The sequence below is a fragment of the Rhizobium sp. 01T444 genome (assembly GCF_056398305.1).
Genome location: NZ_JBFTPD010000041.1, coordinates 1 through 24423 on the forward strand (window position 1 = coordinate 1; position 24423 = coordinate 24423).

24 protein-coding genes and 3 pseudogenes are annotated in these 24423 nt (G+C 60.1%); 7 read left to right on the forward strand and 20 right to left on the reverse strand.

The annotated features are described in order from the left end of the window. Positions 1-32: 32 nt before the first annotated feature. Entirely contained in the window at positions 33-512 is a 480-nt protein-coding gene (locus AC1DTN_RS33500) for a ProQ/FINO family protein (protein WP_477924427.1), read from the reverse strand. 621 nt (positions 513-1133) lie between these two features. Here AC1DTN_RS33500 and AC1DTN_RS33505 point away from each other — a divergent pair. Further along, positions 1134-1703, forward strand: coding sequence for a nucleoside 2-deoxyribosyltransferase (locus tag AC1DTN_RS33505; RefSeq protein WP_477924428.1), 570 nt, complete (start codon positions 1134-1136; stop codon positions 1701-1703). Between the two features lie 86 nt (positions 1704-1789). Here AC1DTN_RS33505 and AC1DTN_RS33510 read toward each other — a convergent pair. The 11 genes and pseudogenes from AC1DTN_RS33510 to AC1DTN_RS33560 all read right to left on the reverse strand — a co-directional run. After that, positions 1790-2006: pseudogene (locus AC1DTN_RS33510) on the reverse strand (8-amino-7-oxononanoate synthase); the annotation flags it as partial. A gap of 3 nt (positions 2007-2009) precedes the next feature. Continuing rightward, the gene (locus tag AC1DTN_RS33515; protein WP_113324302.1) at positions 2010-2783 is read right to left on the reverse strand and encodes a slipin family protein; all 774 of its coding nucleotides are present in this window, start codon (positions 2781-2783) and stop codon (positions 2010-2012) included. Then, the gene (locus AC1DTN_RS33520) at positions 2780-4186 is read right to left on the reverse strand and encodes an NfeD family protein (protein WP_477924429.1); all 1407 of its coding nucleotides are present in this window, start codon (positions 4184-4186) and stop codon (positions 2780-2782) included. Before AC1DTN_RS33520 ends, AC1DTN_RS33515 begins: the two co-directional genes overlap by 4 nt. A 444-nt stretch (positions 4187-4630) precedes the next feature. Then, positions 4631-5617, reverse strand: coding sequence for a beta-ketoacyl-ACP synthase III (locus tag AC1DTN_RS33525; RefSeq protein ID WP_477924430.1), 987 nt, complete (start codon positions 5615-5617; stop codon positions 4631-4633). Next, positions 5617-6885, reverse strand: a complete 1269-nt coding sequence (locus AC1DTN_RS33530) for an adenosylmethionine--8-amino-7-oxononanoate transaminase (RefSeq protein WP_477924431.1) — start codon at positions 6883-6885, stop codon at positions 5617-5619. The genes AC1DTN_RS33525 and AC1DTN_RS33530 overlap by 1 nt, the downstream gene beginning before the upstream one ends. Further along, positions 6882-7520 carry a dethiobiotin synthase gene (gene bioD, locus AC1DTN_RS33535; RefSeq protein WP_477924432.1) on the reverse strand — a complete coding sequence of 213 codons (639 nt, stop codon included), beginning with the start codon at positions 7518-7520 and terminating at the stop codon, positions 6882-6884. The genes AC1DTN_RS33530 and bioD overlap by 4 nt, the downstream gene beginning before the upstream one ends. Further along, positions 7517-8662 (reverse strand): 8-amino-7-oxononanoate synthase, encoded by a 1146-nt coding sequence (locus AC1DTN_RS33540; RefSeq protein WP_477924433.1) that lies wholly within the window; start codon positions 8660-8662, stop codon positions 7517-7519. Before AC1DTN_RS33540 ends, bioD begins: the two co-directional genes overlap by 4 nt. Continuing rightward, entirely contained in the window at positions 8659-9660 is a 1002-nt protein-coding gene (gene bioB, locus AC1DTN_RS33545; protein WP_113324307.1) for a biotin synthase BioB, read from the reverse strand. The genes AC1DTN_RS33540 and bioB overlap by 4 nt, the downstream gene beginning before the upstream one ends. A 246-nt stretch (positions 9661-9906) precedes the next feature. Then, positions 9907-10575: a GntR family transcriptional regulator gene (locus AC1DTN_RS33550; RefSeq protein ID WP_113324308.1), complete on the reverse strand. Its 669-nt coding sequence runs from the start codon at positions 10573-10575 to the stop codon at positions 9907-9909. Between the two features lie 246 nt (positions 10576-10821). After that, entirely contained in the window at positions 10822-11298 is a 477-nt protein-coding gene (locus AC1DTN_RS33555) for an NUDIX hydrolase (RefSeq protein ID WP_477924434.1), read from the reverse strand. Between the two features lie 15 nt (positions 11299-11313). Continuing rightward, on the reverse strand, positions 11314-11553 hold the full coding sequence (locus AC1DTN_RS33560) for a hypothetical protein (RefSeq protein ID WP_477924473.1): 240 nt from the start codon (positions 11551-11553) through the stop codon (positions 11314-11316). Between the two features lie 167 nt (positions 11554-11720). On the opposite strand from AC1DTN_RS33560, the gene AC1DTN_RS33565 reads away from it, so the two are divergent. Next, positions 11721-12131 carry a hypothetical protein gene (locus tag AC1DTN_RS33565; RefSeq protein WP_477924435.1) on the forward strand — a complete coding sequence of 137 codons (411 nt, stop codon included), beginning with the start codon at positions 11721-11723 and terminating at the stop codon, positions 12129-12131. A gap of 24 nt (positions 12132-12155) precedes the next feature. Here AC1DTN_RS33565 and AC1DTN_RS33570 read toward each other — a convergent pair. Next, a pseudogene (locus tag AC1DTN_RS33570) lies at positions 12156-12416 on the reverse strand (alpha/beta family hydrolase); the annotation flags it as partial. 149 nt (positions 12417-12565) lie between these two features. Here AC1DTN_RS33570 and AC1DTN_RS33575 point away from each other — a divergent pair. Further along, positions 12566-13267 (forward strand): DUF899 family protein, encoded by a 702-nt coding sequence (locus AC1DTN_RS33575; protein ID WP_477924436.1) that lies wholly within the window; start codon positions 12566-12568, stop codon positions 13265-13267. Positions 13268-14015: 748 nt separating this feature from the next. Here the strand turns inward: AC1DTN_RS33575 and AC1DTN_RS33580 are convergent. The 4 genes from AC1DTN_RS33580 to AC1DTN_RS33595 form a co-directional block, all read right to left on the reverse strand. Then, positions 14016-16061 carry an acyltransferase family protein gene (locus AC1DTN_RS33580; RefSeq protein WP_477924437.1) on the reverse strand — a complete coding sequence of 682 codons (2046 nt, stop codon included), beginning with the start codon at positions 16059-16061 and terminating at the stop codon, positions 14016-14018. A gap of 233 nt (positions 16062-16294) precedes the next feature. Then, the gene (locus AC1DTN_RS33585) at positions 16295-18742 is read right to left on the reverse strand and encodes a caspase family protein (protein WP_477924439.1); all 2448 of its coding nucleotides are present in this window, start codon (positions 18740-18742) and stop codon (positions 16295-16297) included. Positions 18743-19334: 592 nt separating this feature from the next. After that, positions 19335-19844: a hypothetical protein gene (locus AC1DTN_RS33590; protein ID WP_477924440.1), complete on the reverse strand. Its 510-nt coding sequence runs from the start codon at positions 19842-19844 to the stop codon at positions 19335-19337. 285 nt (positions 19845-20129) lie between these two features. Then, the gene (locus AC1DTN_RS33595) at positions 20130-20711 is read right to left on the reverse strand and encodes a TetR/AcrR family transcriptional regulator (RefSeq protein WP_113325613.1); all 582 of its coding nucleotides are present in this window, start codon (positions 20709-20711) and stop codon (positions 20130-20132) included. Between the two features lie 80 nt (positions 20712-20791). Between AC1DTN_RS33595 and AC1DTN_RS33600 the strand changes: the two genes are divergently transcribed. Then, complete coding sequence (locus AC1DTN_RS33600; protein WP_477924442.1) at positions 20792-21700, forward strand: NmrA family NAD(P)-binding protein; 909 nt, start codon at positions 20792-20794, stop codon at positions 21698-21700. A gap of 49 nt (positions 21701-21749) precedes the next feature. Here AC1DTN_RS33600 and AC1DTN_RS33605 read toward each other — a convergent pair. Beyond that, positions 21750-21943, reverse strand: a pseudogene (locus tag AC1DTN_RS33605) (TSUP family transporter); the annotation flags it as partial. 39 nt (positions 21944-21982) lie between these two features. On the opposite strand from AC1DTN_RS33605, the gene AC1DTN_RS33610 reads away from it, so the two are divergent. After that, positions 21983-22156 (forward strand): hypothetical protein, encoded by a 174-nt coding sequence (locus tag AC1DTN_RS33610; protein ID WP_442207753.1) that lies wholly within the window; start codon positions 21983-21985, stop codon positions 22154-22156. A 39-nt stretch (positions 22157-22195) separates the two neighbouring features. Continuing rightward, complete coding sequence (locus AC1DTN_RS33615) at positions 22196-22399, forward strand: cold-shock protein (RefSeq protein ID WP_113184684.1); 204 nt, start codon at positions 22196-22198, stop codon at positions 22397-22399. Positions 22400-22544: 145 nt separating this feature from the next. On the opposite strand, the gene AC1DTN_RS33620 is transcribed toward AC1DTN_RS33615, so the two are convergent. Then, a complete protein-coding gene (locus tag AC1DTN_RS33620) occupies positions 22545-22811 on the reverse strand; it encodes a DUF2277 domain-containing protein (protein WP_439017707.1) in 267 nt (88 codons plus the stop codon). Positions 22812-23014: 203 nt separating this feature from the next. Further along, entirely contained in the window at positions 23015-23488 is a 474-nt protein-coding gene (locus tag AC1DTN_RS33625; protein ID WP_113323733.1) for a hypothetical protein, read from the reverse strand. Positions 23489-23779: 291 nt separating this feature from the next. Here AC1DTN_RS33625 and AC1DTN_RS33630 point away from each other — a divergent pair, with 291 nt between their 5' ends. Beyond that, positions 23780-24334, forward strand: coding sequence for a hypothetical protein (locus AC1DTN_RS33630; protein ID WP_310382511.1), 555 nt, complete (start codon positions 23780-23782; stop codon positions 24332-24334). The last annotated feature ends 89 nt before the right edge of the window (positions 24335-24423 follow it).

Genomic DNA, 24423 nt, shown 5'->3' on the forward strand with positions numbered 1-24423 from the left:
CTCTGTCCCGCCACGGCGCCGGATCCGACCGATTATTTTGCGGCCAACGACCGCCGTTTGAGAAGCGCCGCGCGGATCAGGTCGTTCTTTGTCGGCTCAGGATCAGCAGCAACGTGCGGCACCGCAGCCAACGCGTCGGGCTGCATGCGGGTCCGCTTCATTTCCAGAAAGCGCCGCTGCGCCTGCAGTCTGTCCGCAGCGGAAACCGGTTCGACCGGCGCGCCGGCAAGATCGTGGCGCATGGAGTCAGGCTGGGCGCTTGCGAAGTAGTAACGCTTCAAGCGGACATAGACTGCAATCACACGTCTGAGCCTGGTCACCCCGACGTCCGGCTTCAACAGCGCCCGGATCTCGCTGAAGATCCCAACCGCCAATGGGCGGATGGGATCGCCTGCCTTTTGCGGCAGAACGTCGATCGGTCGCACGAGAAGCGCGTTGATCGCGCTCGCCTTTTGAACATCACGCTCGGTCGCCGCCACCGGGCCGCAGCTCTCAGACCAGGGCTTGTCCATCATTCCTCCGAAATGCCGTTCTTGCCGCTCGGGTGGCATATGATCTTGACGAGCGCATGAATAACCCGGGCTCGCGTCCCGACATATTGACTATGCGTGCGCGAGCCAGAGTCAATTGCGTCAAAGCGAACAGTATTTCCTGTCATGTCCAGGGAGCGATCCTTCAATCCCTGCCGGTCATCAGACGTTCGATGGGCGTTGCCGCGCAATTAAAGCCATTACAGCTTTCCTCGTTCCACCGACACAACTCTCGCAACTGACGGCCGGCCTTGCACGCCCTTGTATGTTCAATCTGCACTGATTGCTGGATGATTAGTGCGATCTCCGGTGGGACCATCCGGCGGAGATCACATGGAAGCTTGAAGGCGAAGTATCACCACAATCAGCGCGAAAGTCGACATGCCCTCCACCTTTAAGGATGTCATCGACGTCATGGGGAATGGGATTGGTTCGGGGCGCTGAATTCCCGTCCCGACATTCCGGCCGCAACGCCGGAGCACGATTTGTACGCGCTAATACGCGCCGTGCCGGTGGCGGATTTCGCCCACTGGATTGTGATCCTTCTTCGCTGTACAGCGAGAAGGTATCTGTTGCCGAGCCCATCACTTTTAGGTGCAATTTATGACAAGAAAAGTTTATCTCGCCGGTCCCGAGGTCTTCCTTCCCAACGCCCGCGAGATCCTCGACCGCAAGGCAGCACTTGCCCGTGAGGCGGGACTTCTCCCGCTCTCGCCCGGCGATCTGGAAATCCCGCACACGAACTCGAAGCGCGAGCGGGCCGCAGCGATAAACGCGGTGGACGAGAAGATGATGATCCAGGCTGACGCAATCATCGCCAATCTGACACCCTTTCGTGGCATTGCCGCCAATACCGGGACGGCCTTCGAACTCGGCTTCATGTGCGCAAGCGGTAAGCCTGTATTTGCCTACACGAATGTGGCACGCGATCACAGCGGACGAGTGAGCGATCTTTATGGCGGGGCCGTCGCGTATGATGGGGAAGGTCGACTACGTGACCCGAACGGGATTGCGATCGAGGATTTTGGCCTGGCCGACAATCTCATGCTGCACGCCGGGATCGAGCGGCGCGGTGGCGTCCTCATCATCGGAGACGCGGCGCGGGATGCACTCTATACGGACCTTGCCGCGTTCAGGACGTGTCTTGCCGTCGCCGTTGAGAAGCTGCGCTAAAGTGCTCAGTCCCGGCACTTGATGGATTGGGTCTAGGGTAAACCTTTCGGGTTCTCTGCATGTACAGCGTCGCCATCAAGGTGATCAGCGTAGACGTCGTTGTGCGGCACGGCAGCCGCCTCCGCCTTGCTGGCCGAGATGCCGTCATGGGCGCTGGCATGGATCATCCACATCATGGACGATCAGATCGTGGCGTTGCGGCAGCGACGAGAAGAGCGCGACATTGGCCGCAAATCTGCTACCGAAACAGAGCACCCTTTCAATCCCATAAGTCGCAGCCGCTTCCGCTTCGAGCGCCTCATGTGCTCATTCAGTTGGTTTGCCTGCCTTGCCGTCCAGGAGGTGAATGAGTTCCATGGGGAACGGGAATATGATCGTCGAACTGTTTTCCCCGGCAATAACGTTCAGCGTGCTCAAGTAGCGCAGCTGCATTGACAACGGTTGTCTGGCCAGCATTTCAGCCGCTTCCACCAGCTTTGCCGCGGCCTGCTGTTCGCCCTCGGCATTTATGATTTTCGCACGCCGCTCGCGTTCTGCCTCAGCTTGCCTGGCAATCGCACGGATCATCGACTCGTTGATGTCGACATGCTTGATCTCAACATTGGCCACTTTGATGCCCCAGGCGTCTGTTTGGGCGTCGAGCATTCTCTGGATATCTTCGTTGAGCCTGTCGCGCTCCGCGAGCATCTCGTCGAGATCGTGCTTGCCGAGCACCGAGCGCAACGTCGTTTGGGCAAGCTGGCTCGTGGCTGCCATGAAATCCTCGACCTGAATCACTGACTTCTCCGGATCGATGACCCTGAAGTAAATCACCGCGCTGACTCGAACCGAAACGTTGTCACGGGAGATGACGTCCTGGCTGGGGACGTCGAGCACGCGCGTGCGCAGGTCGACCCGAACCATTTGCTGTACGTAGGGAACAAGTAGGATCAATCCGGGGCCTTTAACGCCGGTAAATCGACCAAGTGTAAAGACGACGGCCCGCTGATACTCGCGCAAGATTTTGATCGCGTTCGCCAGGACGATCAGCAGCAGGACGACTGCGACGATATAGAAGATGAAACCTCCAATCATGGTCATGTGCGCTCCTCCTTGCTTTCTTTCTTGCGGGGATCACGGGTGACCTCGAGGGTTAGCCCATTTCTGGCAATGACCGTCACGTCGTCTCCGTCCGCGAGCGGTTCGGCGGAGGCGGCGCTCCAGCGCTCTCCATGCGCGACAATGTAGCCGGTCGTGCCCGTCCAACTGAAGACTTTCCCTGAAATGCCGATCATCTGCTCCGAACCGGTCACCACGGCACGCCGGCGCGCGCCGAATGCAAGGCGAACGACAATGAGGAGGAAGGCGAGGGCTGAAACACCGATACCAATCAGGACCTGCCGGCTCACTTTCAGATCGGGCACATCCGTATCGAAGAGAATGGTTGCGCCCAGGACGAGGGCGACCACACCGCTAAGGCCGAGGACGCCGAATGTCGGTGCATGCGCCTCCGCGACAAAGAGAGCAACCGCAAGCACGATGAGGCCGATGCCGGCATAGCTGACCGGTAGCATTGCCAAGGCGTAGAGACCGAGCAGCAGGCATATGCCGCCGACTGTTCCCGGGATAACCGCTCCGGGCGTGAGAAACTCGAATATCAGGCCGTAAATGCCGATAACCATCAGAATGAGTGCGACATTCGGGTCGGCGATGACCGAAAGCAGGCGTGTTCTCCAGTCAGGCTCGATGGTCTGGACAGCGAGGCCCGTCGTATCAAGCCGGATGTCCGTTCCTCCTGCCCGTACCGTGCGACCGTCGGCTTTCGCCATCAGCTCGTCGACGGTGACCGCGACGAAATCGACGACTTTTTCGCGTTCGGCCGCAGTCGATGAGAGACTGGCTGCGTCGCGTACCGCCTTTTCCGCCCAGTCGGCGTTGCGATTGCGCAACTCGGCCAGCCCCCGAAGATAGGCAGCAGCGTCGTTCACTGCCTTTGCCTCTGCAGCGTTGCGCGACTGTCGCTCCTTGCTGTCGCCGTTCTGGCCGTTGTCTTGTCCGCTCCCACCGAGAGCAATGGGCGTTGCGGCGCCCAGATTGGTACCCGGCGCCATGGCGGCGATATGACTGGCATAGAGGATATAAGTGCCGGCACTGGCCGCACGGGCGCCGCTCGGAGCCACGTAGCTCGCAACCGGCACAGACGAGGCAAGGATTGCCCGAACGATGTCCCGCATCGACGTATCGAGACCGCCGGGCGTATCCATTTGCAGGACGACCAACGCCACTTTACGATCGTTGGCAAGCTGGATGCCGCGTATCACATAGTCGGCGGACGCGGGGCTGACGGCGCCATTCAATCGCAGCAGTAAAGCGACGCGTTCCGAGCCCGCTGTCGGGGCGACGGAAAACAAGAATGCTGAACCCCAGATCAATGCCAAAGCGAAAATACGGATTGCCTCTCGGCAATACCTCCGGGGCCGCACGGTCACCCGATCAATATTCATACACTCAAATATACGCCAGATTTACCAAAAGATAAGGCAGAAGTTTCTTCACCAGYCACGGCGATCCCAAAGCGTATGCCAAATCTGAAGGCGATCGGTTGCCAGTAACTGGTATTGCACTTGAACACACTTGTGGCGTTTGTGTTGCGAGGCTTTGCGGCCAATGTGAACCCACTCATGAGAAAGATTTTTGCTATCCGGCCTTCCTTGAGTCCGGAAAAGATTTGAACCTACATCCCGTTAAGCGACCCGCTTCGCTCGATGTCAAACCTGCTGGAAGTCCGTAATCATTGTTGGCAAGTTCCGTCGTAGCCGACATGTCGAGAGAGCCGTTCGTCGTGATCGATCCGTGGTGGTTCAGTCTTGCGTCTCTCACCCGGATGCCATGCAGCTTCGCGCCCACGTCCTTTTCCACTGTGTGTTCCCTCCAGAATTATCGTTCGGTCACATGCCAAAAACCACGGCACCACCCATCAGGCCGGCGCCGGCGGCGGTGAGCAGCAGCTTTTCTCCTCCCGCAAACCGTCGCTCGAGATGGGCGATGGAGAGGGAAAGCGGGATAGTCGCGGCCGACGAATTGCCGAAGCTCTCGATCGTGCGGATCGTCTTTTCGGGCGCGATGCCGAGGTTGCCTGAGACGGCGTCGAACATGCGCGCGTTGGCCTGATGCGGAACGAACCGGTCGATATTGGCCGCGACAATTCCTGCCTGCTCCAGCGCCCGCTTCGAGGTTTCGGTCATCAAGGCGACGGCGCGCGAGAAGACCTCGCGGCCGTCCTGCATCGTCATCAGAAAATCCTCCGCACTGGTTTCGGGAGAGAACGGCCGGTTGCTGCCGCCGGCCGGGATGTTGATCAGGCCATAGCCGCTGCCGTCCGATACGAGATCGGCGGAGAGGAGGCCGCTTCGCCCGTTCGCACAGGGGGCCAGCACCACAGCGCCAGCCGCATCAGCGAAGAGGACGGCGCTTGCCCGCTCAGCAGGATTGATGCGGCGGCTCAGGATATTGGCCGCCACCACCAGGACGGCACGGCCATGCGCTCGGACGAAACCGTCCGCCAGCGTGAGCGCGTAGAGAAAGCCCGAACAGGCGCCGGCGAGATCGATCGCGCCGGATTTTTCCAGATCCAGCCGATGGGCCAGCAGCGGTGCCGAGGGCGGCAGAAGATGATCCGGTGTCGAGGTCGCGAGCAGCGTCAGTGCGATCTCATTACGGGCGAGCCCGGCATCGTCGAGCGCCATCCGTCCGGCCTCGGCGGCAAGGCCGCTCAGTGTCTCGCCCTCTTCGGCCCAATGGCGCGTGCGGATGCCGGTTCGGCGCTCGATCCAGCCTGTTTCCAGGCGCAGACGCGCTTCGATCTCGGCATTGTCGACGCAGCGAGCCGGCACGGCATGCCCGAAACCGGCCATGCGGGAAGAACGATCCGACATCATCCCGTGCTCCCGAGAACGATCGACGCGATCTCATCTACGGCGTCATAGGCGCGGCCGAGATCGTCTGCGGTCACGCAATAGGGCGGCATCAGGTAGATGACGTTGCCGAGCGGACGGATCAGCAGGCCGCGTTCGCGAAATAGTCGCCGCATGCGCGGACCAGCCTCGGCGAGATAACCGCCAGAGGGTACGACGAGATCGAGCGCTGCGATCGTTCCTGACTGCCGTATATTGGCGAACCTTTTGTCGCCCTCGAAACGCTGCAGGTTCTGCCGGTGCAGTGCTGTGAGATTTTCGATACGCTCAAAGACCGGTTCGTTCCGCCAGATCTCGAGATTGGCGACGGCGGCCGCACAAGCGATCGGGTTGGCGGTATAGGAGCTGGAATGGAAGAAGGTCTTGCGCCGGTCGGTGGAGAGGTGGGCATCGAAGATGTCGCCGGTGCAGAGGGTTGCCGCAAGCGGCAGCGCGCCGCCCGTCAGCCCCTTGGATGTGCATAGGATGTCGGGCGTGATGGCGGCCTGCTCCGAGGCGAACATTGTGCCCGTCCGGCCCCAACCGGTCATCACTTCATCGGCGATCAGCAGGCAGCCATGGTGCAGGGCGATTTCCTTCAGGCCGGCAAGTGTACGGGCATCATAGATCTTCATGCCACCCGCCCCGAGGACCAAAGGCTCGATCACCAGGGCCGCGACCCGGGCCGAACGGCAAAAGTTCTCGAACATGTCGAGCGTCAGCTGCTTTCGGCCCGGTTCCGGGAAAGCAAGCCGGTCGACGCCGAAGAGTAGCGGTTCATAGGCGGCGTTGAAAACGCCTCGCTCGCCGGTCGACATCGTGCCGATCGTATCGCCGTGGTAGCTCCCCTCCACCACTACGATCCGATCGCGCGCCTCTCCCCTGTTGTGGAAATAACCGAGTGCCATTTTGAGCGCCACCTCGACCGAGGTCGAACCGCTGTCGGAATAGAAGACATGGCTTAACCCCGGTGGAGCGATCTCGATCAATCCCTCGGCCAATCGTTCGGCGGGCGCGTGCGAGAATTCGGCGAAAATGATCTGGTCATAAGCCTCCGTCGCCGCCCGGATCGCCGCCATGATCACCGGATGCCGGTGGCCATGGGTGATGACCCACCAGGACGAGATCGCGTCGAGAAAGCAATGACCATCCTCATCGACCAGATAGGCGCCCTCGGTCGATGCGATACGTTTCATCGGCGGTTCGAGCGCATGCTGGGTGAAGGGGTGCCAGACGGCCGAGCGGGTCATGCGGGCACCTCCGCAAAGGAAGCGAGATCGAAATTGCCGCGGAACGCCGTGCGAAGCCCATCGGGCGTAATGTCCTGGAGCCAGGGGAGCCGGCCGAGTGAGCGAATGCCACCCATTTTTTCGATAATGCGCTGCGTTTCTTGGTTCTCGTCGCCGATGAAGGTGATGCCGAACACCGGAATGTTGCGATGTTTCAGAGCTTCGAGTGACAGCAGCGTGTGGTTGATCGTGCCGAGCGATGTCCTGGCGCAAAGGATGACGGGAACCTGCCAGCGGGCAAACATATCGGCGAAGACCAGATCGTCCGAGAGCGGCACGAGCAGCCCGCCCGCCCCTTCGATCACCAATGGCCGGTCTGTCATCGGCGGCACCAGCCTTTCCGGCTTGATCGCAACGCCATCCAAACGGGCTGAAAGATGCGGCGAGGCAGGTGTGGCAAGGCGATAGGCTTCCGGCAGGATGCGCGTGCGCGGCACGCCGCCGAGCCGCATGACCGTCTCGCCGTCGGTCTCGCCCTCAAGCCCCGACTGGACGGGCTTCCAGTAATAGCCCTCCAATGCCGCGGCAAGGCCTGCAGCAAAGACGGTCTTACCGATACTCGTATCAGTGCCGGAGACGACGAGCCGTGGCATCATGGCCTGTCCTCTTCGATCGCCGCGGCCAGCCTCCGAACCAAGGCCACAATCTGCTCCTCATCCACATTGAGCGAAATGGAAACCCTCAGCCGAGCCGTACCCTCAGGCACGGTCGGGGGCCGGATCGCCCGTACGTCGAAGCCATCCGCCTGCATGCGCTCCGCGATCCGGAGCGCGCGGGCATTGTCGCCGAGCATCACGGGCAGAATCTGCGAACCGCTGGGGATGATGCCGAGCCGACAGGACAATTGTTCGCCGGCGAAGTTTTTGAGGCGCTCCAGCCGCATGCGCCGTTCCGGCTCGTCGGCGATCATGCGCAACGCCTCCCGCACTCCTGATGCCATCAGCGGCGACGGGGCGGTCGAGTAGATGAAATTGCGTGCGCGGTTGATGAGATAGTCGGCAAGGACAGCAGGCAGCCCAAGAAGCGCGCCGGAGACGCCGAGCGCCTTGCCGCCGGTATGCAGGACCAGAACATTGCCGCGGCTTTCCAGCCCCGAAGCAAGACCGCGGCCGCCGGGACCGAATATGCCGGTGGCATGCGCTTCGTCGACGACGAGGAAGCCATCATGCCGATCGGCAAGCTCGGCGAGCTCAAAGACCGGCGCTTGATCCCCGTCCATCGAATAGAGGCTCTCGACCGCAATCCAGGGACACCCCTTGCCGCCGCGCTCGCGCCAGCGTCGGATCGCCTGATCGAAAACGTCGACCTCATTGTGCGGCACGGCGACCGCCTCCGCCTTGCTGGCCGAGATGCCGTCATGGGCGCTCGCATGGATCAGCGCATCGTGGACGATCAGGTCGTCGCGCTGCGGCAGCGACGAGAAGAGCGCCACATTGGCCGCAAATCCACTGCCGAAATAGAGGATCTTCTCGACCCCGAAAAACGCAGCCGCTTCCGCCTCAAGCGCCTCATGTTCGGCGTGATTGCCGCGCAAAAGCCGCGAACCGCCTGCACCGGCTGGCACGCCCCTTTGGATCGCGCCTGCAATCGCTGCCTTCAGGCGGGGGGCATTGGCGAGCCCGAGATAGTCATTGGAGGTGAAATCCACGCCTTGCTGCGGGGTGAGCGTGCGTAGTCGCGACTTGCGCTGAAGGCCCGCGAGCGTGACCTCATAGCGGGCGAGCGCCGGCGAACTCAACGAGACTGCTCCAGTTCCATCGGCTTCAGCCCGAGCCGGCTGAAGAGGGCCGCGTCATGATCCTCGCCGGGATTTTCCGCCGTCAGCAGCGTGTCGCCGACAAAGATCGAATTGGCCCCGGCGAAAAAGCAAAGAGCCTGTGTCTCGTCGCTCATATCGGTGCGGCCGGCCGACAGGCGGACATGCGAGCGCGGCATGAGGATGCGCGCGAGTGCAATGGTGCGGACGAAGTCGATCGGGTCCACCGGCGCTGCATCGGCAAGCTTGGAGCCCGGGATCGGGATCAGCATGTTGATCGGCACACTTTCCGGAGGTGCCGGCAGATTGGCGAGCGTCACCAGCATCGAAATCCGGTCTTCAATTGTCTCGCCCATGCCGAGAATGCCGCCCGCGCAGACCTTGATCCCGGCATCGCGGACATTGGCGAGCGTGTCTAGCCGGTCCTCAAAGCTGCGGGTGGTGATGATCTCCGAATAATAGCGCTCGGACGTATCGACATTGTGATTGTAGTAATCGAGGCCGGCCTCGGCGAACCTTTCGGATTGCGCCGGCGTCAACATGCCAAGCGTCATACAGGTTTCCATCCCGAGTGCCTTTACGCCCTCGACCATGGCGACGAGCGCCTCCATATCGCGCTCTTTGGGATTGCGCCACGCGGCCCCCATGCAGTAGCGCGTCGCACCGCCTTCCCTTGCCCTCCGCGCCTCGCCGAGCACGCGCTCGACTTTCATCAGCTTCGACGCCTTGAGACCCGTCGGATAGTGAGCGGACTGGCTGCAGTAACCGCAATCCTCGGCACAGCCACCGGTCTTGATAGACAGCAGCCTGCTCATCTGAATGGCATTGGGATCAAAGTGCGCGCGATGAATCTGTTGGGCACGATAAAGAAGATCATTGAACGGCAAGTTATAGATAATTCCCGCCTGCTCATTTGAGATGGGGGGGCCAACCGGCGAACTGTTTTCAAATACACTGACCGGCAGCGCCACATCGTCCATCACCTGGTCACCTTTCAATAGATAGAATCTGCTTTTATCTATAATTTTATGAAAGGCAGCATTTTGCAATAGCTCTTTGCGCGAATGTTTTGATCATGTTGGCAACCCGAAAGAGCATCGTCGGAAAGCGCGGAGGCTTCCACGACACACACTTCGAGCACCATCGATGAGGCGCAGGTCGGTCAGCGCGACACAGTCGCCGAATGCTTTGTTAGCGAACGATGAAAAGGTCAGCTCGGCTTTGCCTCAGCCTTCAATGGCAAATGCCGCGCCCGTTGCACCCGAGGCATACAGGATCGGCTTTTGGCCGATCCTCTGCACGTGCCGATCGAGCACCACAATGGCTTGCTCGATTTTGCCCTTACGGAGATGATCGAGAATGGCATGGTGATCGACATCAACCCGAGGCGACCAGCCGCCGCGCCCGCTCACAAACAGAAGTCGTGATCCTACCATATGGAGATCGTCGATCGCCGCAAGCAGCCGCGGCATGTCGCAAGGTGCGAGCAAAAGCCTGTGGAACCGGCGATTCGCCTCGTCCCATTCCCGGATATCGACCGCACCGTCACCGGCAATCATAGCCGTTTCCGCCTCATCCAGGATGAACCGAGTCAAATGCGGCGCGGCATGGCGAAGCGCAAGCGCCTCCAGGGCAGAGCGCATGCGGGCGACCTCCTGAACCTCGGCCAGCGAAAACGACGCGACCCGCACGCCACGGCGTGCCTCACTCACTGCGAGCCCCTGCGCCTCCAGGCGACGGAACGCCTCCCGCACCGGAACATGGCTGGTGCCGAATTCTTCAGCAATATGATCCTGCCTGAGCCTGCTGCCGGGTTCCAGCGCGCCCGTGATGATGCGGTCGGCGAGAACGCGGCTGATACGATTGGCGATCGTGTCTTCGGTGATCATGGTCATGTTTTATAGATAATTTCATAGAGCAGCGCTGTCGAGGCCACAAGCAGCTCAAGATTACCCGGCAAACGGGTCGGGAAAGGCGGCCAGTGCTGTTCGAAGAGGCAGGCGATCTGCCTGTTCAAAATCCGAAACTCGACTTGCCCTTGTCGATCAACCAGGTGATTGCCGGAAGACACCCAACGTGCCTAAGGTTTCCGATTCCATCCGGTATGCAGTCGCCTCCACAGTCACGCGGATACGCCGCTGTCAGACGTCGGCTTTCGCAAGATGCGCGAGGAGGTCGTCGAGCATGGGCCGCTGCCCCTTGAGCATCCTTCCAGCTGCGTCCTTCAACGAAAACCAATCCGCACGATCGACTTCTGGAAACCTGCGGATCCGACCGGACCTCGGAGGCCATTCCATCTGGAACTCCGAGCTTCGAATGTTATTCAGGTCCAGCGTGAGGTCGGCTTCCAGATACCAGGCGACAACGACCTTGCCACCCGGCTGCTGGTATTCGCCCAACGGATTGAAGTCACCATCGACCGCGACCCCCAACTCCTCGAGGGTTTCCCGCTTCGCAGCCGCGAGTTCGTCCTCCCCCGGCTCGACCAGTCCTTTGGGAATGGACCAGGCGCCCTCGTCCTTCTTCGCCCAGAAAGGCCCTCCGGGGTGGACGAGGAGGACCTCGACTTCGTCAGAACGGCGCCGAAACAGGAGGAGCCCGGCGCTACGAATGGCCATACCGCCCCTCCTCAATCATGGTTCAAGGCATTCTTCGCAGATGCCACAGCCGTCCATCCATCGACGGGCACGTCGGCAACAGAGACAGATACGACCATCCGGCTGCTCCCTGTCATTTTCCGGAGGGATGATTTCGGTCGTTTCGTCGGAAAAAATAGCCGAAACCTCTTCTTGTTGCTCCACCAGCCTGATCTCATCAAATAGGTGGTCGGGGCCGGCCGGCAAGACGGCATCGCCATTGCTGGAATGTCGCATGATGGACGGCCGATACCGAAGCTCGGAATGACGTTGTCCCTCGGCCGTGGGCGGCCAGGCGTTGCGCCATACCTGCCGCCAGTTGCGGCAAGTAACCATACGATTTTAGCCGAATATTTAGCTTACTCGCCTAGTTTGCTGGGATCTTTGCAGCGGGAGCATTGGCCGTGCGCCTCGTAACGCTTGAACAGGTAGAGAGTCAGCTCTCGCGCGGCTTTGGTCTTCTACGCTTCGCACCGGAGATAGAGACCCTGTTCCTCGGGCAATACGCGGCCGAGCGGGCTCGGCTCGTCGCAACCTGGTGTCTGATCGGCGTGCTGATTTACGACCTTGTCTATTTTGCCGACCGCGACATGGTGCCGGATGTGCGCACGGGGCTGATTGTCGTTCGGTTTCTGATCTTCACACCCTTCGTGATTGCCTGCATATTTGTCGTACGCCGCTGGCCGAATGCGCGGCTTTACGACACGCCTATGCGTCAGAATTCATTGCGGATTTCAATATCCGTTTCGGTAAATCGCCGCGCAATTGATCCTGAAATGCCAAGGATGCGGGCTGCAATAGGGCCTAAGAAATAGGCCGCTAGAAGCGGGCTCAGTTCGATCGGCGATCGCCGCCTTGTATTCCCGATTGAGCGTTTCGGCGCGAGGCAGCGGTTTGCGATCGGCGGAGGTGCGGCGTGCCACCATGTAGCCGAACTCGCAACGCACTACCCGAAAACCGCTGGCCGATACGACATTCGCCGCGCGATAGTCGATGCGGGATCCATCGGTGCGCCGGCGCCGTGCGCCAGCAAGGATCGTGACGCGCGCATCCTCCGGCCCTTCGACCAGAAACCACGCTGACCTCTTGCTCCCTCGAATTCAGGATCACTTTTCAGATGCGCCTGTAGGATCACACCGCTGGCGCACGTCCTATATATGGGCGAGCCATGGCCGCCCGCAATTTGGTGACTATATCAACCGGAGCAAGGTCAAGTCTCCTGCCCGACCATTACAGATGGAGGAATGTCATGGATATGCAGAGCCTCACACCAGCAATCGAACTTGCGAGAAAGAACGGCGTGTACTTTCCGAACGAAAGCGCCGCCTACAGGGAGGCGCGGAACGCGCTTCTCGCCGAGGAAATCGAACTCCGCCGCCATATCGAGCGTGTCGCCGAGCAGAGACGCCATCTGCCGCCGGGCGGGCCTGTGCCGAAGAACTATACGTTCGAGGGCGTGAACGGCAGGATCTCGTTCGAGGAGCTGTTCGCGGACAAGGAAACGCTCGTCGTCTACAGCTATATGTTCGGCCCGGAGCGGGAGCGGCCCTGCCCGATGTGCACGTCGCTGCTCTCCTCCTGGGACGGTGAGGTTCCCGACATCCAGCAGCGCGTCGCATTCGCCGTCGTGGCCCGCTCGCCGCTGCAGCGCCTCACCGATTTCAAGCGGGAGCGCGGCTGGCACTATCTGCCACTCTATTCGGATACGAGCGGCGAGTTCAGCCGGGACTACCATGCGCTCGGCAAGGACGGCAGTGATGACGCGGCCTTCAACGTGTTCACCCGCCGGGATGGGACAATGCGGCATTTCTGGAGCGGCGAGATGGGCGGCGCCACAGCCGATCCCGGTCAGGACCCGCGCGGCGCGCCCGACCTGATGCCGATCTGGACGATCCTCGATTCCACCCCGGAGGGCCGGGCGCCGCATTGGTATCCCAAGCTGTCCTATTAGAATGATGCGCGGCTCAGGACAGTTCCGGCACCGTAATCGGCGCGCCGGTGAGATCGGTCTTGCGGTAGAATCGAGATACGTTGCCGCCGCACCTATCGTAAATCGGGTGCGCGCCGATCTTGGCGAGTTTGGACTGAATGGCGATCGGATGGCCGCATTTCCGAACTTGAGATTTACAAAGAGGGCGGAGGCCCAATCGTCACTGGTCCATGTGTGCTGCCTCCAGATCGGCAGGCTCAGCAATTGTGTCAAACCGGAGAGGGCGAGCGTGCTCAGCGCCGGCAAAGGGAAGGTCCCTCCGCCGGATTTCTGTCGGCCGGGCGCATTCCATCCGGAAATGACCCCGCTCTCTATAGCTCACCCCACCGTTTCGCGCTTCGGGAGCACGAGATCCGCAACGTATAGGTGTGGAATCCGCTGCTGGAGACCGTGTCCAGCCGCTTGAAACGTTCGGCAAAATCAAGATCGGGCTCGTCGACGATGCCGCCATATGTGCCTTTGTTGTCGCCACATACGTTTGCGGCTGTACTCTTTGCACTAGTTCCGCGCGCGGGAATTCGCGTCACGCGAGGGCGTGAGCAAGGCAGCCTTAGGAGCTAGGGCGTAAGCGATCCGAAGGACAAGCGCGACCGACGGCCCCACGACCGAGTGTTCCGCCTGCGGGGTGATTTCGCCACCAGTCGCAATCCTCGCGATCGGTGTCATCACCTGCCAGGCCGAACCAGCGAGCCGCCGGCCCGCTGCAACCTCAAATGTTTTGCGCCATCTTGAACACCGGCGCGAAAAGATAAAAGAGGCTCTTGGCCGCTGACGCGGTGATGTGGTCGGCATCCATGTAAAGCGGCACGCCGCTTCGCGAGGCGTGGCAACGGTCGTTGTTGCAAAAGGCCGGCAGCGGATCGACGACAATTGCACCATATTTATCGGCATATTTCTCCAGCATCGAGCGGGCGAGCGCCTGCCGTTCGGCGACGTAGGACAGGGGTGGCGCGATATCCGCCGAGGTGCCGTCGAGCTTGGCCTTGGCAAGAGCCTCGGGCACGAAACGCCCCATCTCCGGCACGTCCATAACCAGCACGACCGTTACGCCTTCCTGCTTCAGCTCGGCCAGAGTCTTATCCAGGGCCGTGGCAATCGGCGTCGAGTAATCGGCCACAGACGGGGGGATTGAAGGATCGAAATAGTCCCCCTGGTTCGGTAGTTCGGAATTGTGAACGTATTTCGGCCAATAGGCGAGCATGAACACGAGCGGAATATGCTCCCGCTTGATGAGGTCGCGCACTGAATCGTTGAAGGCCGTGCAGCGTCGCGTATCGTTTTTGCCAGCAAGCGCAACGTCGGTCAGCGGAGGGCATGACGCATGGGCAGCGAACCTGCCGCCAAAGCCCGCGGCAGCGGCGGCGGTATCGATGCCCGGCGCCATCGCGGCAGCGTGTGAGTCGCCCCACACCAGAAAGTCGGGGCCAGCATCATTCGGATCGCCCAGGCCGCAGACCTTGCCGGCTTCGATATCGGCATTTGACGGACCTTTGTGATCCGACTCTGTAAAGCAGCCGTCCATGTAGAAGTGGCTTCGGTCATATGTGGCCGCATAGATTGACCGAACGTCGGCCGGCAATCGGCCCGGTGCGCCACCACTCATGACCAGAAGCAGCCCTGCGCCGGCCGTAAACCCGATCAGTGCGGCCGCCATTGCCGGCAGTTGCTTGCCGGTGAGCAGCCCCCAATTTCCACGAAACGGCCTTTCGATGAACCGCCAGGAGGCGACGGCAACAAGCATCGATGCCAGGATCACGGCGCACCGCAGCAGCGGCGTCAGCTCGTGACCCGCGAAATAGCGGGTGAAGACGATAATCGGCCAATGCCAGAGATAGAGCGAATAGGAAATCCGCCCGATAAAGACCAGCGGACGCAGCGAAAGAAGCCGGCCGACGATGCCGCTGCCTGCGCGCGCATGGATGATGAAGGCGGCGCCCAGGCATGGCAACAATGCGGCATAGCCCGGAAAGGTCGTTTTCTCGGTAAAGGCGAAAACCGCGATGCCGATCAGGACAAGTCCGATCGCCGCCAAGGCCTGCCGGCTCGTCTCGCTTTTCACCTCGGGGATGGCCTTGAGGCCGATGATGACGCCGATCAGAAGTTCCCAGACGCGATATTGCGAAAGGTAGAAGCCCGCTGTCGGATCGCGATTCAACACACCGATGCAGGCGGCGAAGGATGCGGCGAGGGCGACAAGCGCGAAAGGAACCATCCGCCGCGGCGCGACCTTCTGCAGCAAGATCACGACGAGGGGAAAGGCGATATAGAATTGCTCTTCGACCGCAAGCGACCACGTATGCAGCAGCGGCTTCATCTGCGCGCCGATATCGAAATAGCCCACCTCTTTTGCAAACTGAATGTTCGACATGAAGAGGGCGGCGGCTGTCATGCTCCTGGCGAAATATGAAAGCTCCAGAGGCATGAGGGCGAACCAGGCGACGACAGCGCAAGTCGCCATCATCGCAAAGAGGGCGGGGAAGATACGACGGATGCGCCGCTGATAGAAATTCAGGAGGCTGAACTCGCCTTTCGCCATCTCGCCGGCAATCAGCGACGACATCAGATAGCCGGAAATGACGAAAAAGACATCGACGCCGACAAATCCGCCGCTGATGCCGGGAATTTCAGCGTGGAAAAGAACGACCGGTAGGATGGCAAGGGCGCGTAATCCGTCGATATCAGGTCGGTATGCCAGGTGCGCTCCATTGTGTGGCGCGCTTGGAACGGGATTTTTTCCCTTTGTAAACAACGTCACAGACCTTCGCACCTGCGTATCCGGTAAACAATGGATGGAGCTATCCGTAAGAATTGAGGTATTTCAAGGCCCATAGGGCCAGCAGAACCGCGACCCCAAGGCAGATCGCTATGATCGCTATCAACCCGCCCTGCTCACAGGACGCTCTTTCTGGCTTGCGGCAAGTGTCCTGAATTCCAACATCAGGGCGCGGGAATATGCCGGGAGAAAATTTCTCATCTATGTCAACTGCCTTAGGGGCATGGAGGTAAATCCGGACCACCGCATTTCTTCTTTTCTGCGGCCGGCGGTCTCTTCGCCTGCTGCTCTACGATCGCCGGCCTGGGCTGAGGCTGGGGCTTGAGTTCAGCCTGAGGCCTGGGCTCCGCCTGCGGTTTGGGTTCAGCCTGTATCTTGGGTTCGACCCGTAATTCGGGTTCGGCTTGTGGTTTTGCGGCAGGTGCCTGCGCCGGCATTGCAACATGCGGCTCCCTAGGCAAGGATGGCGGCGAAGCTTCCTCTCGGGACTGCGGCGGAACAACATGGCGCTGATTGCCGAGCTGCGGTTCGCTGTTGTTGGGAACGCTGGGTTTTGCTGGTGTGTTGTCAATAGTTGCCGGCGCCGCAGGCTTTGTCGGCAGGCTGTGAGCGTCGGGTTCCGGGGCTGCGACACCTCCCTTCGGCTTCGCATTCGGGGCTGCCGGTGGTGCCAGGGTCTTGGCGACCTGGCTTTGACCTTTGACGGCAGGCGCATTGACCTCGGGCAACTGCGGCTGGCCTTTTGAACCCGGAAGGGCATGCGCGTCGGGATTTGCGCTCTGAAGTGGTGGATGCGCGGCCGTCGTCGGATTATGCGCGGTACTGGGCTCCGCTTCGGGCGGCTGTATTTTTCCTGCCGGGGCCGCTTGTGGCTTGTTCGCCGGCGTGCCGGCGGGCGGCAGCGGCTCGCCGTTGGCGCCGGAAAGCGCCTGGGTGGCGGCACTTCCGGTCTGTTTCTGCAGCTGTTGTGCCTGTGTGCCCGTCTTTGTCTGTATTTGGGGCTGGGACTGGACCGAAGGGACGGGCACCGGCGCTAAACCGGCTGCAGGTGTCGGTTTCTCGGCTCCGGCCGGGACCTGCTTTTGCAAAACGGCAGCCTTTTTCTGTATCGAGGGCGGCAAGGCAACGTGGAGCGCAGCTGCACCCGTTCCGGCGACGATGGCCGCGCCGGCGAGCTTTTCTCCTGTCGTCAATCCGGGCGCAGCCGGTGCGGCCTCGTTCTCGTTGACAACCGTGTTGTTGACGACCGTATTGTGAATGTTGTTGAAGATAATGTTGTTTTCGGGCGGCGCGATATCCCGCGGGGGTTCCACCCATTCGGGGATCGGAACGAAGACCGGCGCCGGTAGCACGTAGAGATCGACCGGTGGCCTGGGCGGCGCAAGCGTTACGAAATCCGGCGGCGGTGGTGCCAGGAAGACGACGGGCGGCGGCGGCGCATAACCGAAGTCGGCATCATCGAAATACAAGACAGGCCGGTCGACATAGACGATTTCCGGTGGTGGCGGCGGCGGCACGTCATACTCGATCACCGAAAATGACGGGGGCGGCTCGAGTGCTGCCTCGAAATGTTCCAGACGACGGCGGGCATCCCAGACATGGGGACCACGCGGATAACGTCTCAGATAGGACCAATAGGCCTCCGGCGTATCCGCATTCCACGTTTCGCGCCAGGTGATCGCTTCGCGGCGCGCTGCAATGATCGCACGCACCCGCCTTGCCATGGAGTCGTTCGGATAGCTTGCCAGGAAATCCTCGTAACCACGCATCGTGTCGCGGTCGAGCGCGGCGAAATAGGCATCCCGCTCGTCGAAATCGCTGATCGGCTTCGTCCGGATTGCGACATTGCTGTAGCTGGACACCTGGGCGGCCGGCGGATTGGGACCACGATCGAAAAACGTGAAGGCGTTCTTGAATTTGGAAGCATTCCAGGAAATCTGCGCGCCCTTGGTCAGATCGCTGAGCCGCAACCGTGTCCGGTCAAACACATCATCGAGCGGAAGCCCGCCGATGCGGATCATTTCCGCCAGGGCATGGGCATAGGAACCATAGGGGCCGGCCTCCTGCGGGGCGACCGTGCCCGGCGCGGCATTAAAGGCGATCAGCTGATTGGCGTCCGGATCGACGAGCGCCAGACCACCGGCCAGCGGCTGATTGGACTGCACGAATGGATTGGCTCTTGCTGCATCGAGCACGACGATGCTGCCGCGATTGTTGATGCCGGCCAGCGATCTCGAAAAATCGGTTATGCGCAGAGCTTCCACCGGCACATCCGTGGCATTGGCGATCTGGGCGTCGACCGGCACGAAATAGTTATCGCCCTGATATTGCACGCCATAGCCCGCCAGATAGACGAAGACGACGGTATTGGGTCCCGATGCATTCGCTTTCGTCAGAAAGTCCCGCATCGCGTCGCGCAATCCGTTCTGGTCGAGGTCGCGCGCGCCGATTACGTCGAAGCCGGCGGCCTGCAGCGTTTGCGCAATCAGCCCGGCATCGTTGGCCGGCGTCGACAGGGCGCCCGCCTTGTAGGCGGCATTGCCCACGACGAAGGCTATTCTCTTTTCAGGGGAACCTTGCGCTTCGACCGGATTTACGGAAGCGATGCCGGCCAGAACAAGCGCGACGGCAAAAAATGTCCAGATCGCCTTTCCAGACGACATTCCTATTGTCCGAAGTAGAGAAGGCATACCGGTTTTTCCAATCAAGATGTGATGCAAATTCACTGTGAGCCCCCGCAAGGGCCAGCCCTATCAGCTTCGCCAGAGACGGTTGGCAAGCTTCGCATCACTCTTTAGCAATCGTTTATGAGCGCGCGATTAGCCGTAACTGAAGCGAAACTGAAGACGGCTCGGACCCTTCGCAAGCCGCCGACATCAACTTGACGGTGTCGCACAGGGTTGGAGCGTCTATAGGATGAGCCCCGAAAGCGTAGCCTGACGACAAAACTGTCCCCTGGCCATTCGCGAGATATCGTGCCGTCGAGTGGCCGCCGACTTCTCCGGCAAGCTTGCTGGCGAACCCGTCCGAAACTTGCGTTGGCAAGACCTTCGAGCCGCCGAGCTCCGTCCAAGGCAGACCCGGACCAGGCGATCTCAGATGCAGTTTCTACGGCCAGGGTCCGGGTGAAGACGGTCGTGTTTTTCGAAGCGACCGCAACGCCAATTGGAGTCCTGCGGCATCATCGGACGCGTGACCGTAAGGCGCAGCTTTGGGCAATCGGGCGTCATGGTCTGTCAGGACCCTTGCTCGTCGTCACGGCTTGGTTGGGCAGCCCCTTGCCAGGCGAGATATCTGGTCTCGCGCCCCCGTGAGTTCAAAGCCGGTGCTGTATTCCACATCGGCCTTGACGGAGTACATAGTGGCGAAATCAGCGCCAGATGTGAGGGCGGCAAGCAGCTTCGGATGCTTTGAGAGAACAATCGTTCGCCGATCGGAACTGTTCCCGTCGAGGCGGATCGTCTCTTTGTACCTCCCAATCTCGAAGCGCGCCGATCGCAGGCCCATCTCACCAACAGTGGCGTCACCGATCTCGAAAATGAGTCCGTTCTTGGCGTCGCACCGGACCATATAACAAGCCTCGTTGTCGGTCGCATCAACGACAGAGCATGTTCCGACCGCTCCGGCATGCGAACTGGTAAGCTTGACCCATGGAGCGGGCGGCTCGACTTCCTGCGTGAGCGCAGGCGATGCCGCAAGGCTCGCGCCAAGCACACACGCTGCCACGCCAACCACGCCTGCGACTGCCGGTCTGCTGAACCTCATCCTATCCTCGTTTTTTCTAAGACGTTGCGAGCCTAGTAGCGTCTCGACGTGGATGCGCTTGTCAAGGTCGATTGAGGGGAGACGCAGACCAGCAGGCGGATGGCGCTTGTGATCGGCTCACTTGCTTTGAGAAGCCGGTGAGGAGCTTATCGACGTGACCTGCTTTGGGATGCCACTCGCAATCGCGCTCATAATCGTCTTCGATAATTTCGTTCCTGTGCGCGTACGCGTCAAATCTGTCGTACATCTGGGCCAAACCACGCTCCCGTGCATTCCCCGCATCCGCTATTTCAGCGGCCATGCCGACATCCCGAGGTCGATGACGCCCCGCAGCACGCGGCCGTTCGCGCCTGCCTGTGGCAGGTTCATTACGGCCTGCAAAACGCCGAGAAAATGCCACGCCAAGCCATCGGTATCCGCCGCTGATGGCAACTCGCCATTGGCGACCGCTTCTCGCAGAATCTCCTCGAAGATCGCCCGCTGCCGCGTGAGGCCCTCCAAGGCAACGACCTGCCCTTCTAGCGGTAAATCTGCCATCTCGGTGCACGATCGGACCAGCATGCAACCCTTAGGTCGCGCAGCTCTGGCATCGTTCGGAAGAAACTCGCTTAGTAGAGCTTCAAGCTGGCCGCGTCTGGTATCTCCCTGGACGGCCCTCATGCGATGCACGACGCGCTCCGCATAAGTTGAAAGCACCTCCCGGAAAAGCCCATCCTTATCTCGAAATCGCTTGTACAGGCTTGAGCGGGACAACCCCATTGCCGTCGTTAGCTGATCGATGGACGATGCAGCGTACCCATGTCGCCAGAACACATCCATGGCGGCATTGATTACCGAAGTCTCGTCGAACTGGCGTTTTCCGCTCATTTCAATTTCTCATTTGCCATCATGGACCGATCGTTCCACAAATGATGGACCGTTCGTTCCAAAATACCAAGGATACTCAAATGTTCAATCCTCCCTCGAGTGAAGTAAGCAGGCCGCGCATTGCAGTGGCCGGCGCTACTGGTCGGGTCGGCGCCACTTTGATCGCAAACCTGGTCAATGACCCCGTCGATATCGTGGCGCTGACGCGGAATCCAGACACGCGGGACCTACCGGCCGGGGTCGCTTTGGCCAAAGTTGACTTCGATATACCTGCCACTCTTGCCGGCGCGCTGCGCGGTGTGGAGCGCCTTTTCCTTTCCCACGGCACGTCCCCGCGGCAGGTTGCCAACGAAATCGCATTGATCGACGCAGCCGTGGCCGCAGGCGTTGTTCACATCGTCAAATTGTCGGTCATGGGACCTCCGTCTCGGCTGCATCCGTTCGATTGGCACATGCAGATCGAAGCCCACTTGGCTGCGCATAACATTGGCTACACGCTTTTGCGCCCAAGTTCATTCGTCGACATTCTGGCTCGGGCCGGCGCCCCGGTCGCGGATGGCTCATGGGGTGGCGTGGCTGGCAACGGGCGCGTCAACTTCATCGACACTCGCGATGTCGCCGATGCCGCGCGTGCCGCTCTTCTCGACAATGAGCACATTCACTCGCAGCGCGCCTATCATCTGACTGGTCCCGGTACGGTGAGTATGCCGGAGGTTGCCGAAGAACTGTCGCGCCTCCTCGGTGAGACCGTGTTGTATCAGCATCGGACCCACGACGAGCATCGCAGCGTCCTGATCGCCTCGGGCGTAAGTGAAATGGTTGCCGATTTGCTCCTTGGACTTGACGGTATGTTCCGGGAATCTGTGCTCGCCGAAACGACGTCCACATTCTCGGAGTTGACGGGCCAAACACCGCGATCGGTTGCGGGCTGGCTCAGCGATAACATCGCCGTCTTCCGAAAGAAGTCCGAACCGATGGAAGCCCGGTGAGCCCCGACCTGAAATGAGGCCCCATTATCACGGGCGCCGACAACGCCGGCGCGGAGAAGACGGCCGCGCAGCGCCACCAGACATGACCCCTTGATCGCATGGCTTGCAAAGTTCGCAAAAGCGTTCACCGAAACCGCAAGCGCACCCGTGCCGATCGCAACGTGCGGCTGCCTGACCCCGACCACGTAAAGGAGCAGCGGGCGTGGCCGGGATGGATCCACCGCCGCCGAGGAGGCCGAGCATGAAGCCGACGAGCCCGCCGGGGAAGCCGTCAACCGCTGTATGACGGATCGCGGCGGCTACAGCCTTGCCTATTTCGTTCGTGGTGGGGCGGCACTCTTTGCCGATGCGATCTTCTTGGCGGCTTTCCACCCCATCGCGCCGTCGCAAGCAGATGAGGATGCCGAGAAGACCGAAGGTTCGGAACGGGTTGATCTGGCAGAATGCGGAGGGTAGGCTGCCGCTCCACAACAAGTGCAAACACACGAGGATGTCATGCCGACTGGCAAGGTTAAGTTTTTCAATCAGGACAAGGGCTTCGGCTTCATCACGCCGGAAAGCGGAGGACCCGATGTCTTCGTCCATGTCTCCGCGCTCCAATATGGCGACGCATTGAAGGAAGGTCAGAGCGTCTCCTACGATCTCGGCCAGGATCGGAAGACCGGCAAGTCGAAGGCGGAAAACGTCAGACCACTCTGATCTGCACGAGATATATTATTGCAAGAGACAGCTGATTGCGGGGCGTCCATGGAGGCGCCCCGCTTGTTTAAGACCTATACATCGCTGACGTATTCCAGGTGAAGGGCGAACCACCAGCAAATGGAGGAATTGCAAGGAGGCTTTCTTAGGCGAACCGGGTCGCCGACCGTGCCCGCGCTTTCGCGGCTACTTCATCGCGGTCGCGAGGAGGTTGAGAGGTCTCCAGCGAATTAAGCAGTTCCTTGGCGCATTTCGCGATCGACATCACCGCGTGTTCAAAAGCGGCCCCATTGCGTTTTGATGGCCTGGTGGTTCCGCTCAACTTGCGTACGAACTGAAGCGCCGCATCATGGATTTCCTCGTCCGTCGCTGGTGGATCGAAGTTGAAGAGGGGCTTGATATTTCGGCACATGCCTTGCTTTCCTTTTCGTCACGCCGCCGTTTCAAAGGGTACGGGGTATAAAAGCTAGTTCCGTGAGCGCTAATTGCAACGGACTGGGCGGCAACTCCCAGTCACCGATCACATTGAGTAGACAGCGCCGTTAACTCGGCCATGAAAAGATAGTTCACAAGCTCGCTTCTAACTCGGCCTCTACAAAGGCAGAGCTGCCACGCCTACCGATTACTTGCGAACTCAACCGACGATATTTCGACCGACCAATCCAGTTCCTGTGGCGTCAGTTTATCCGGCAAAGTCTGCAGGCCTCGATATTGGTTTAGCGCCCAGCAGTCGTCATAGGTGCCGCCAGGCTCGATAATTTTATAGCTCGTGAGGTGGTCGGAATAATACTCAATGCTGAAGCCGCGACGTTTTGCGATCAGCCGGAAGCGGACGACATCCACCTGCTGACGAGAACCGTTGAAAAGCCGAACGAAAACGGGCCTGGCAGGATCTACGCATCCCTTAGTTCCACTGCTTGTTCCTTCTATCGAGGCGCTCGCTCCATCGCGGTTTGTTTGCTGAAAGTAGATGAAGGTCGCAACACCGCCGCCCACGACCACGAGTGCGGTGAGGGTAAGCAGCGTCGGCTTTGGAAACAGAAAGAAGAAGACGATAACGATCACCACCGCGACTATCAGCAAAATCATATGGCGGGTCTCGTTTCTTTACTTTTGTGCCGTCCTGAAGGACGCGCTGATATGAAGCCTTTGTCATCGCCTGGCTCTTGGCCGCTTGGATTAGTCGCGAACGCGATGTTTTGCTATCTCAACATGTAGGTGTTTGTCGGTTGATCTTCCAGCCGGTTAAGGGCGATCAAATGTCTGCCGGAGTGCGGGATTACTTAGCCCCGGTGTGGAGAGACATGATTTTTCCTTTTTCATTGGGATGATAGATATAGGCGGCGCAGTAACAACCGACGAAGGCCACAGGCAGACCCCATGGTTTTAATGCGATGGATGACATATGGCTTCGCAATTACGTTTCTTCTTGCCAGCATTGCCGATGTCGTTGCAGCAGACGAGCCAGATCCCTTTGACCAGTTCAATGAACGCTGCCTCAACCGGGGAACGGATTTTCAACGGACGGTCGCCGTAGCAAAGGAACGGGATTGGCCAGCACTTGCGGAGGATATGACTACAAGTCTGGTGCCGGTGGAAAATCCTGTCGCATTGGAAGGCTGGAACCTGAGCGCTGGCGAAGACGTACCATTCAGGGCGCTGGTGGTGGCACGGGCGTCCGTAGGCGACAACACCGTCGAAAGCTGCACCATGGCGTTCGCGGAAATCGATGCTGCGGCCTTCGAACGACGCCTGGTCAGCGAGACGCATGCTAAAGCGTCCGGAGAAGGGAATGGACAGGGGCGCGCCAGAAAGTTCTTCAAAGCATCGTCCCCGGAGCGCCGGGAAGCGATTACGCTCGACCTGCCGCTTTATCCGAACGGAAGCGACGAGGTCATCGTCAGCGTTGTTTCGGACCAACAGATCGAGAACTGATGCGCGTTCGATCGCAACTAACCAGGCCCGCCGAAATCGGTGAAGGCTTCCGACATCAAGCCGCTGAGGCCGCCGGGATGACTGTTGAC

Excerpts from the sequence above, each read along its gene's own strand:
- AC1DTN_RS33525 (WP_477924430.1), bottom strand. The coding sequence starts at position 5,617 with ATGTCGGATCGTTCTTCCCGCATGGCCGGTTTCGGGCATGCCGTGCCG.
- AC1DTN_RS33505 (WP_477924428.1), top strand. The coding sequence starts at position 1,134 with ATGACAAGAAAAGTTTATCTCGCCGGTCCCGAGGTCTTCCTTCCCAAC.
- AC1DTN_RS33550 (WP_113324308.1), bottom strand. The coding sequence starts at position 10,575 with ATGACCATGATCACCGAAGACACGATCGCCAATCGTATCAGCCGCGTT.
- AC1DTN_RS33530 (WP_477924431.1), bottom strand. The coding sequence starts at position 6,885 with ATGACCCGCTCGGCCGTCTGGCACCCCTTCACCCAGCATGCGCTCGAA.
- AC1DTN_RS33575 (WP_477924436.1), top strand. The coding sequence starts at position 12,566 with ATGGATATGCAGAGCCTCACACCAGCAATCGAACTTGCGAGAAAGAAC.
- AC1DTN_RS33630 (WP_310382511.1), top strand. The coding sequence starts at position 23,780 with ATGGTTTTAATGCGATGGATGACATATGGCTTCGCAATTACGTTTCTT.
- AC1DTN_RS33590 (WP_477924440.1), bottom strand. The coding sequence starts at position 19,844 with ATGAGGTTCAGCAGACCGGCAGTCGCAGGCGTGGTTGGCGTGGCAGCG.
- AC1DTN_RS33625 (WP_113323733.1), bottom strand. The coding sequence starts at position 23,488 with ATGATTTTGCTGATAGTCGCGGTGGTGATCGTTATCGTCTTCTTCTTT.
- AC1DTN_RS33595 (WP_113325613.1), bottom strand. The coding sequence starts at position 20,711 with ATGAGCGGAAAACGCCAGTTCGACGAGACTTCGGTAATCAATGCCGCC.
- AC1DTN_RS33600 (WP_477924442.1), top strand. The coding sequence starts at position 20,792 with ATGTTCAATCCTCCCTCGAGTGAAGTAAGCAGGCCGCGCATTGCAGTG.
- AC1DTN_RS33620 (WP_439017707.1), bottom strand. The coding sequence starts at position 22,811 with ATGTGCCGAAATATCAAGCCCCTCTTCAACTTCGATCCACCAGCGACG.
- AC1DTN_RS33515 (WP_113324302.1), bottom strand. The coding sequence starts at position 2,783 with ATGACCATGATTGGAGGTTTCATCTTCTATATCGTCGCAGTCGTCCTG.
- bioD (WP_477924432.1), bottom strand. The coding sequence starts at position 7,520 with ATGATGCCACGGCTCGTCGTCTCCGGCACTGATACGAGTATCGGTAAG.
- AC1DTN_RS33500 (WP_477924427.1), bottom strand. The coding sequence starts at position 512 with ATGGACAAGCCCTGGTCTGAGAGCTGCGGCCCGGTGGCGGCGACCGAG.
- AC1DTN_RS33610 (WP_442207753.1), top strand. The coding sequence starts at position 21,983 with ATGACGGATCGCGGCGGCTACAGCCTTGCCTATTTCGTTCGTGGTGGG.
- AC1DTN_RS33615 (WP_113184684.1), top strand. The coding sequence starts at position 22,196 with ATGCCGACTGGCAAGGTTAAGTTTTTCAATCAGGACAAGGGCTTCGGC.
- AC1DTN_RS33555 (WP_477924434.1), bottom strand. The coding sequence starts at position 11,298 with ATGGCCATTCGTAGCGCCGGGCTCCTCCTGTTTCGGCGCCGTTCTGAC.
- AC1DTN_RS33585 (WP_477924439.1), bottom strand. The coding sequence starts at position 18,742 with ATGTCGTCTGGAAAGGCGATCTGGACATTTTTTGCCGTCGCGCTTGTT.
- bioB (WP_113324307.1), bottom strand. The coding sequence starts at position 9,660 with ATGGACGATGTGGCGCTGCCGGTCAGTGTATTTGAAAACAGTTCGCCG.
- AC1DTN_RS33560 (WP_477924473.1), bottom strand. The coding sequence starts at position 11,553 with ATGCGACATTCCAGCAATGGCGATGCCGTCTTGCCGGCCGGCCCCGAC.
- AC1DTN_RS33520 (WP_477924429.1), bottom strand. The coding sequence starts at position 4,186 with ATGAATATTGATCGGGTGACCGTGCGGCCCCGGAGGTATTGCCGAGAG.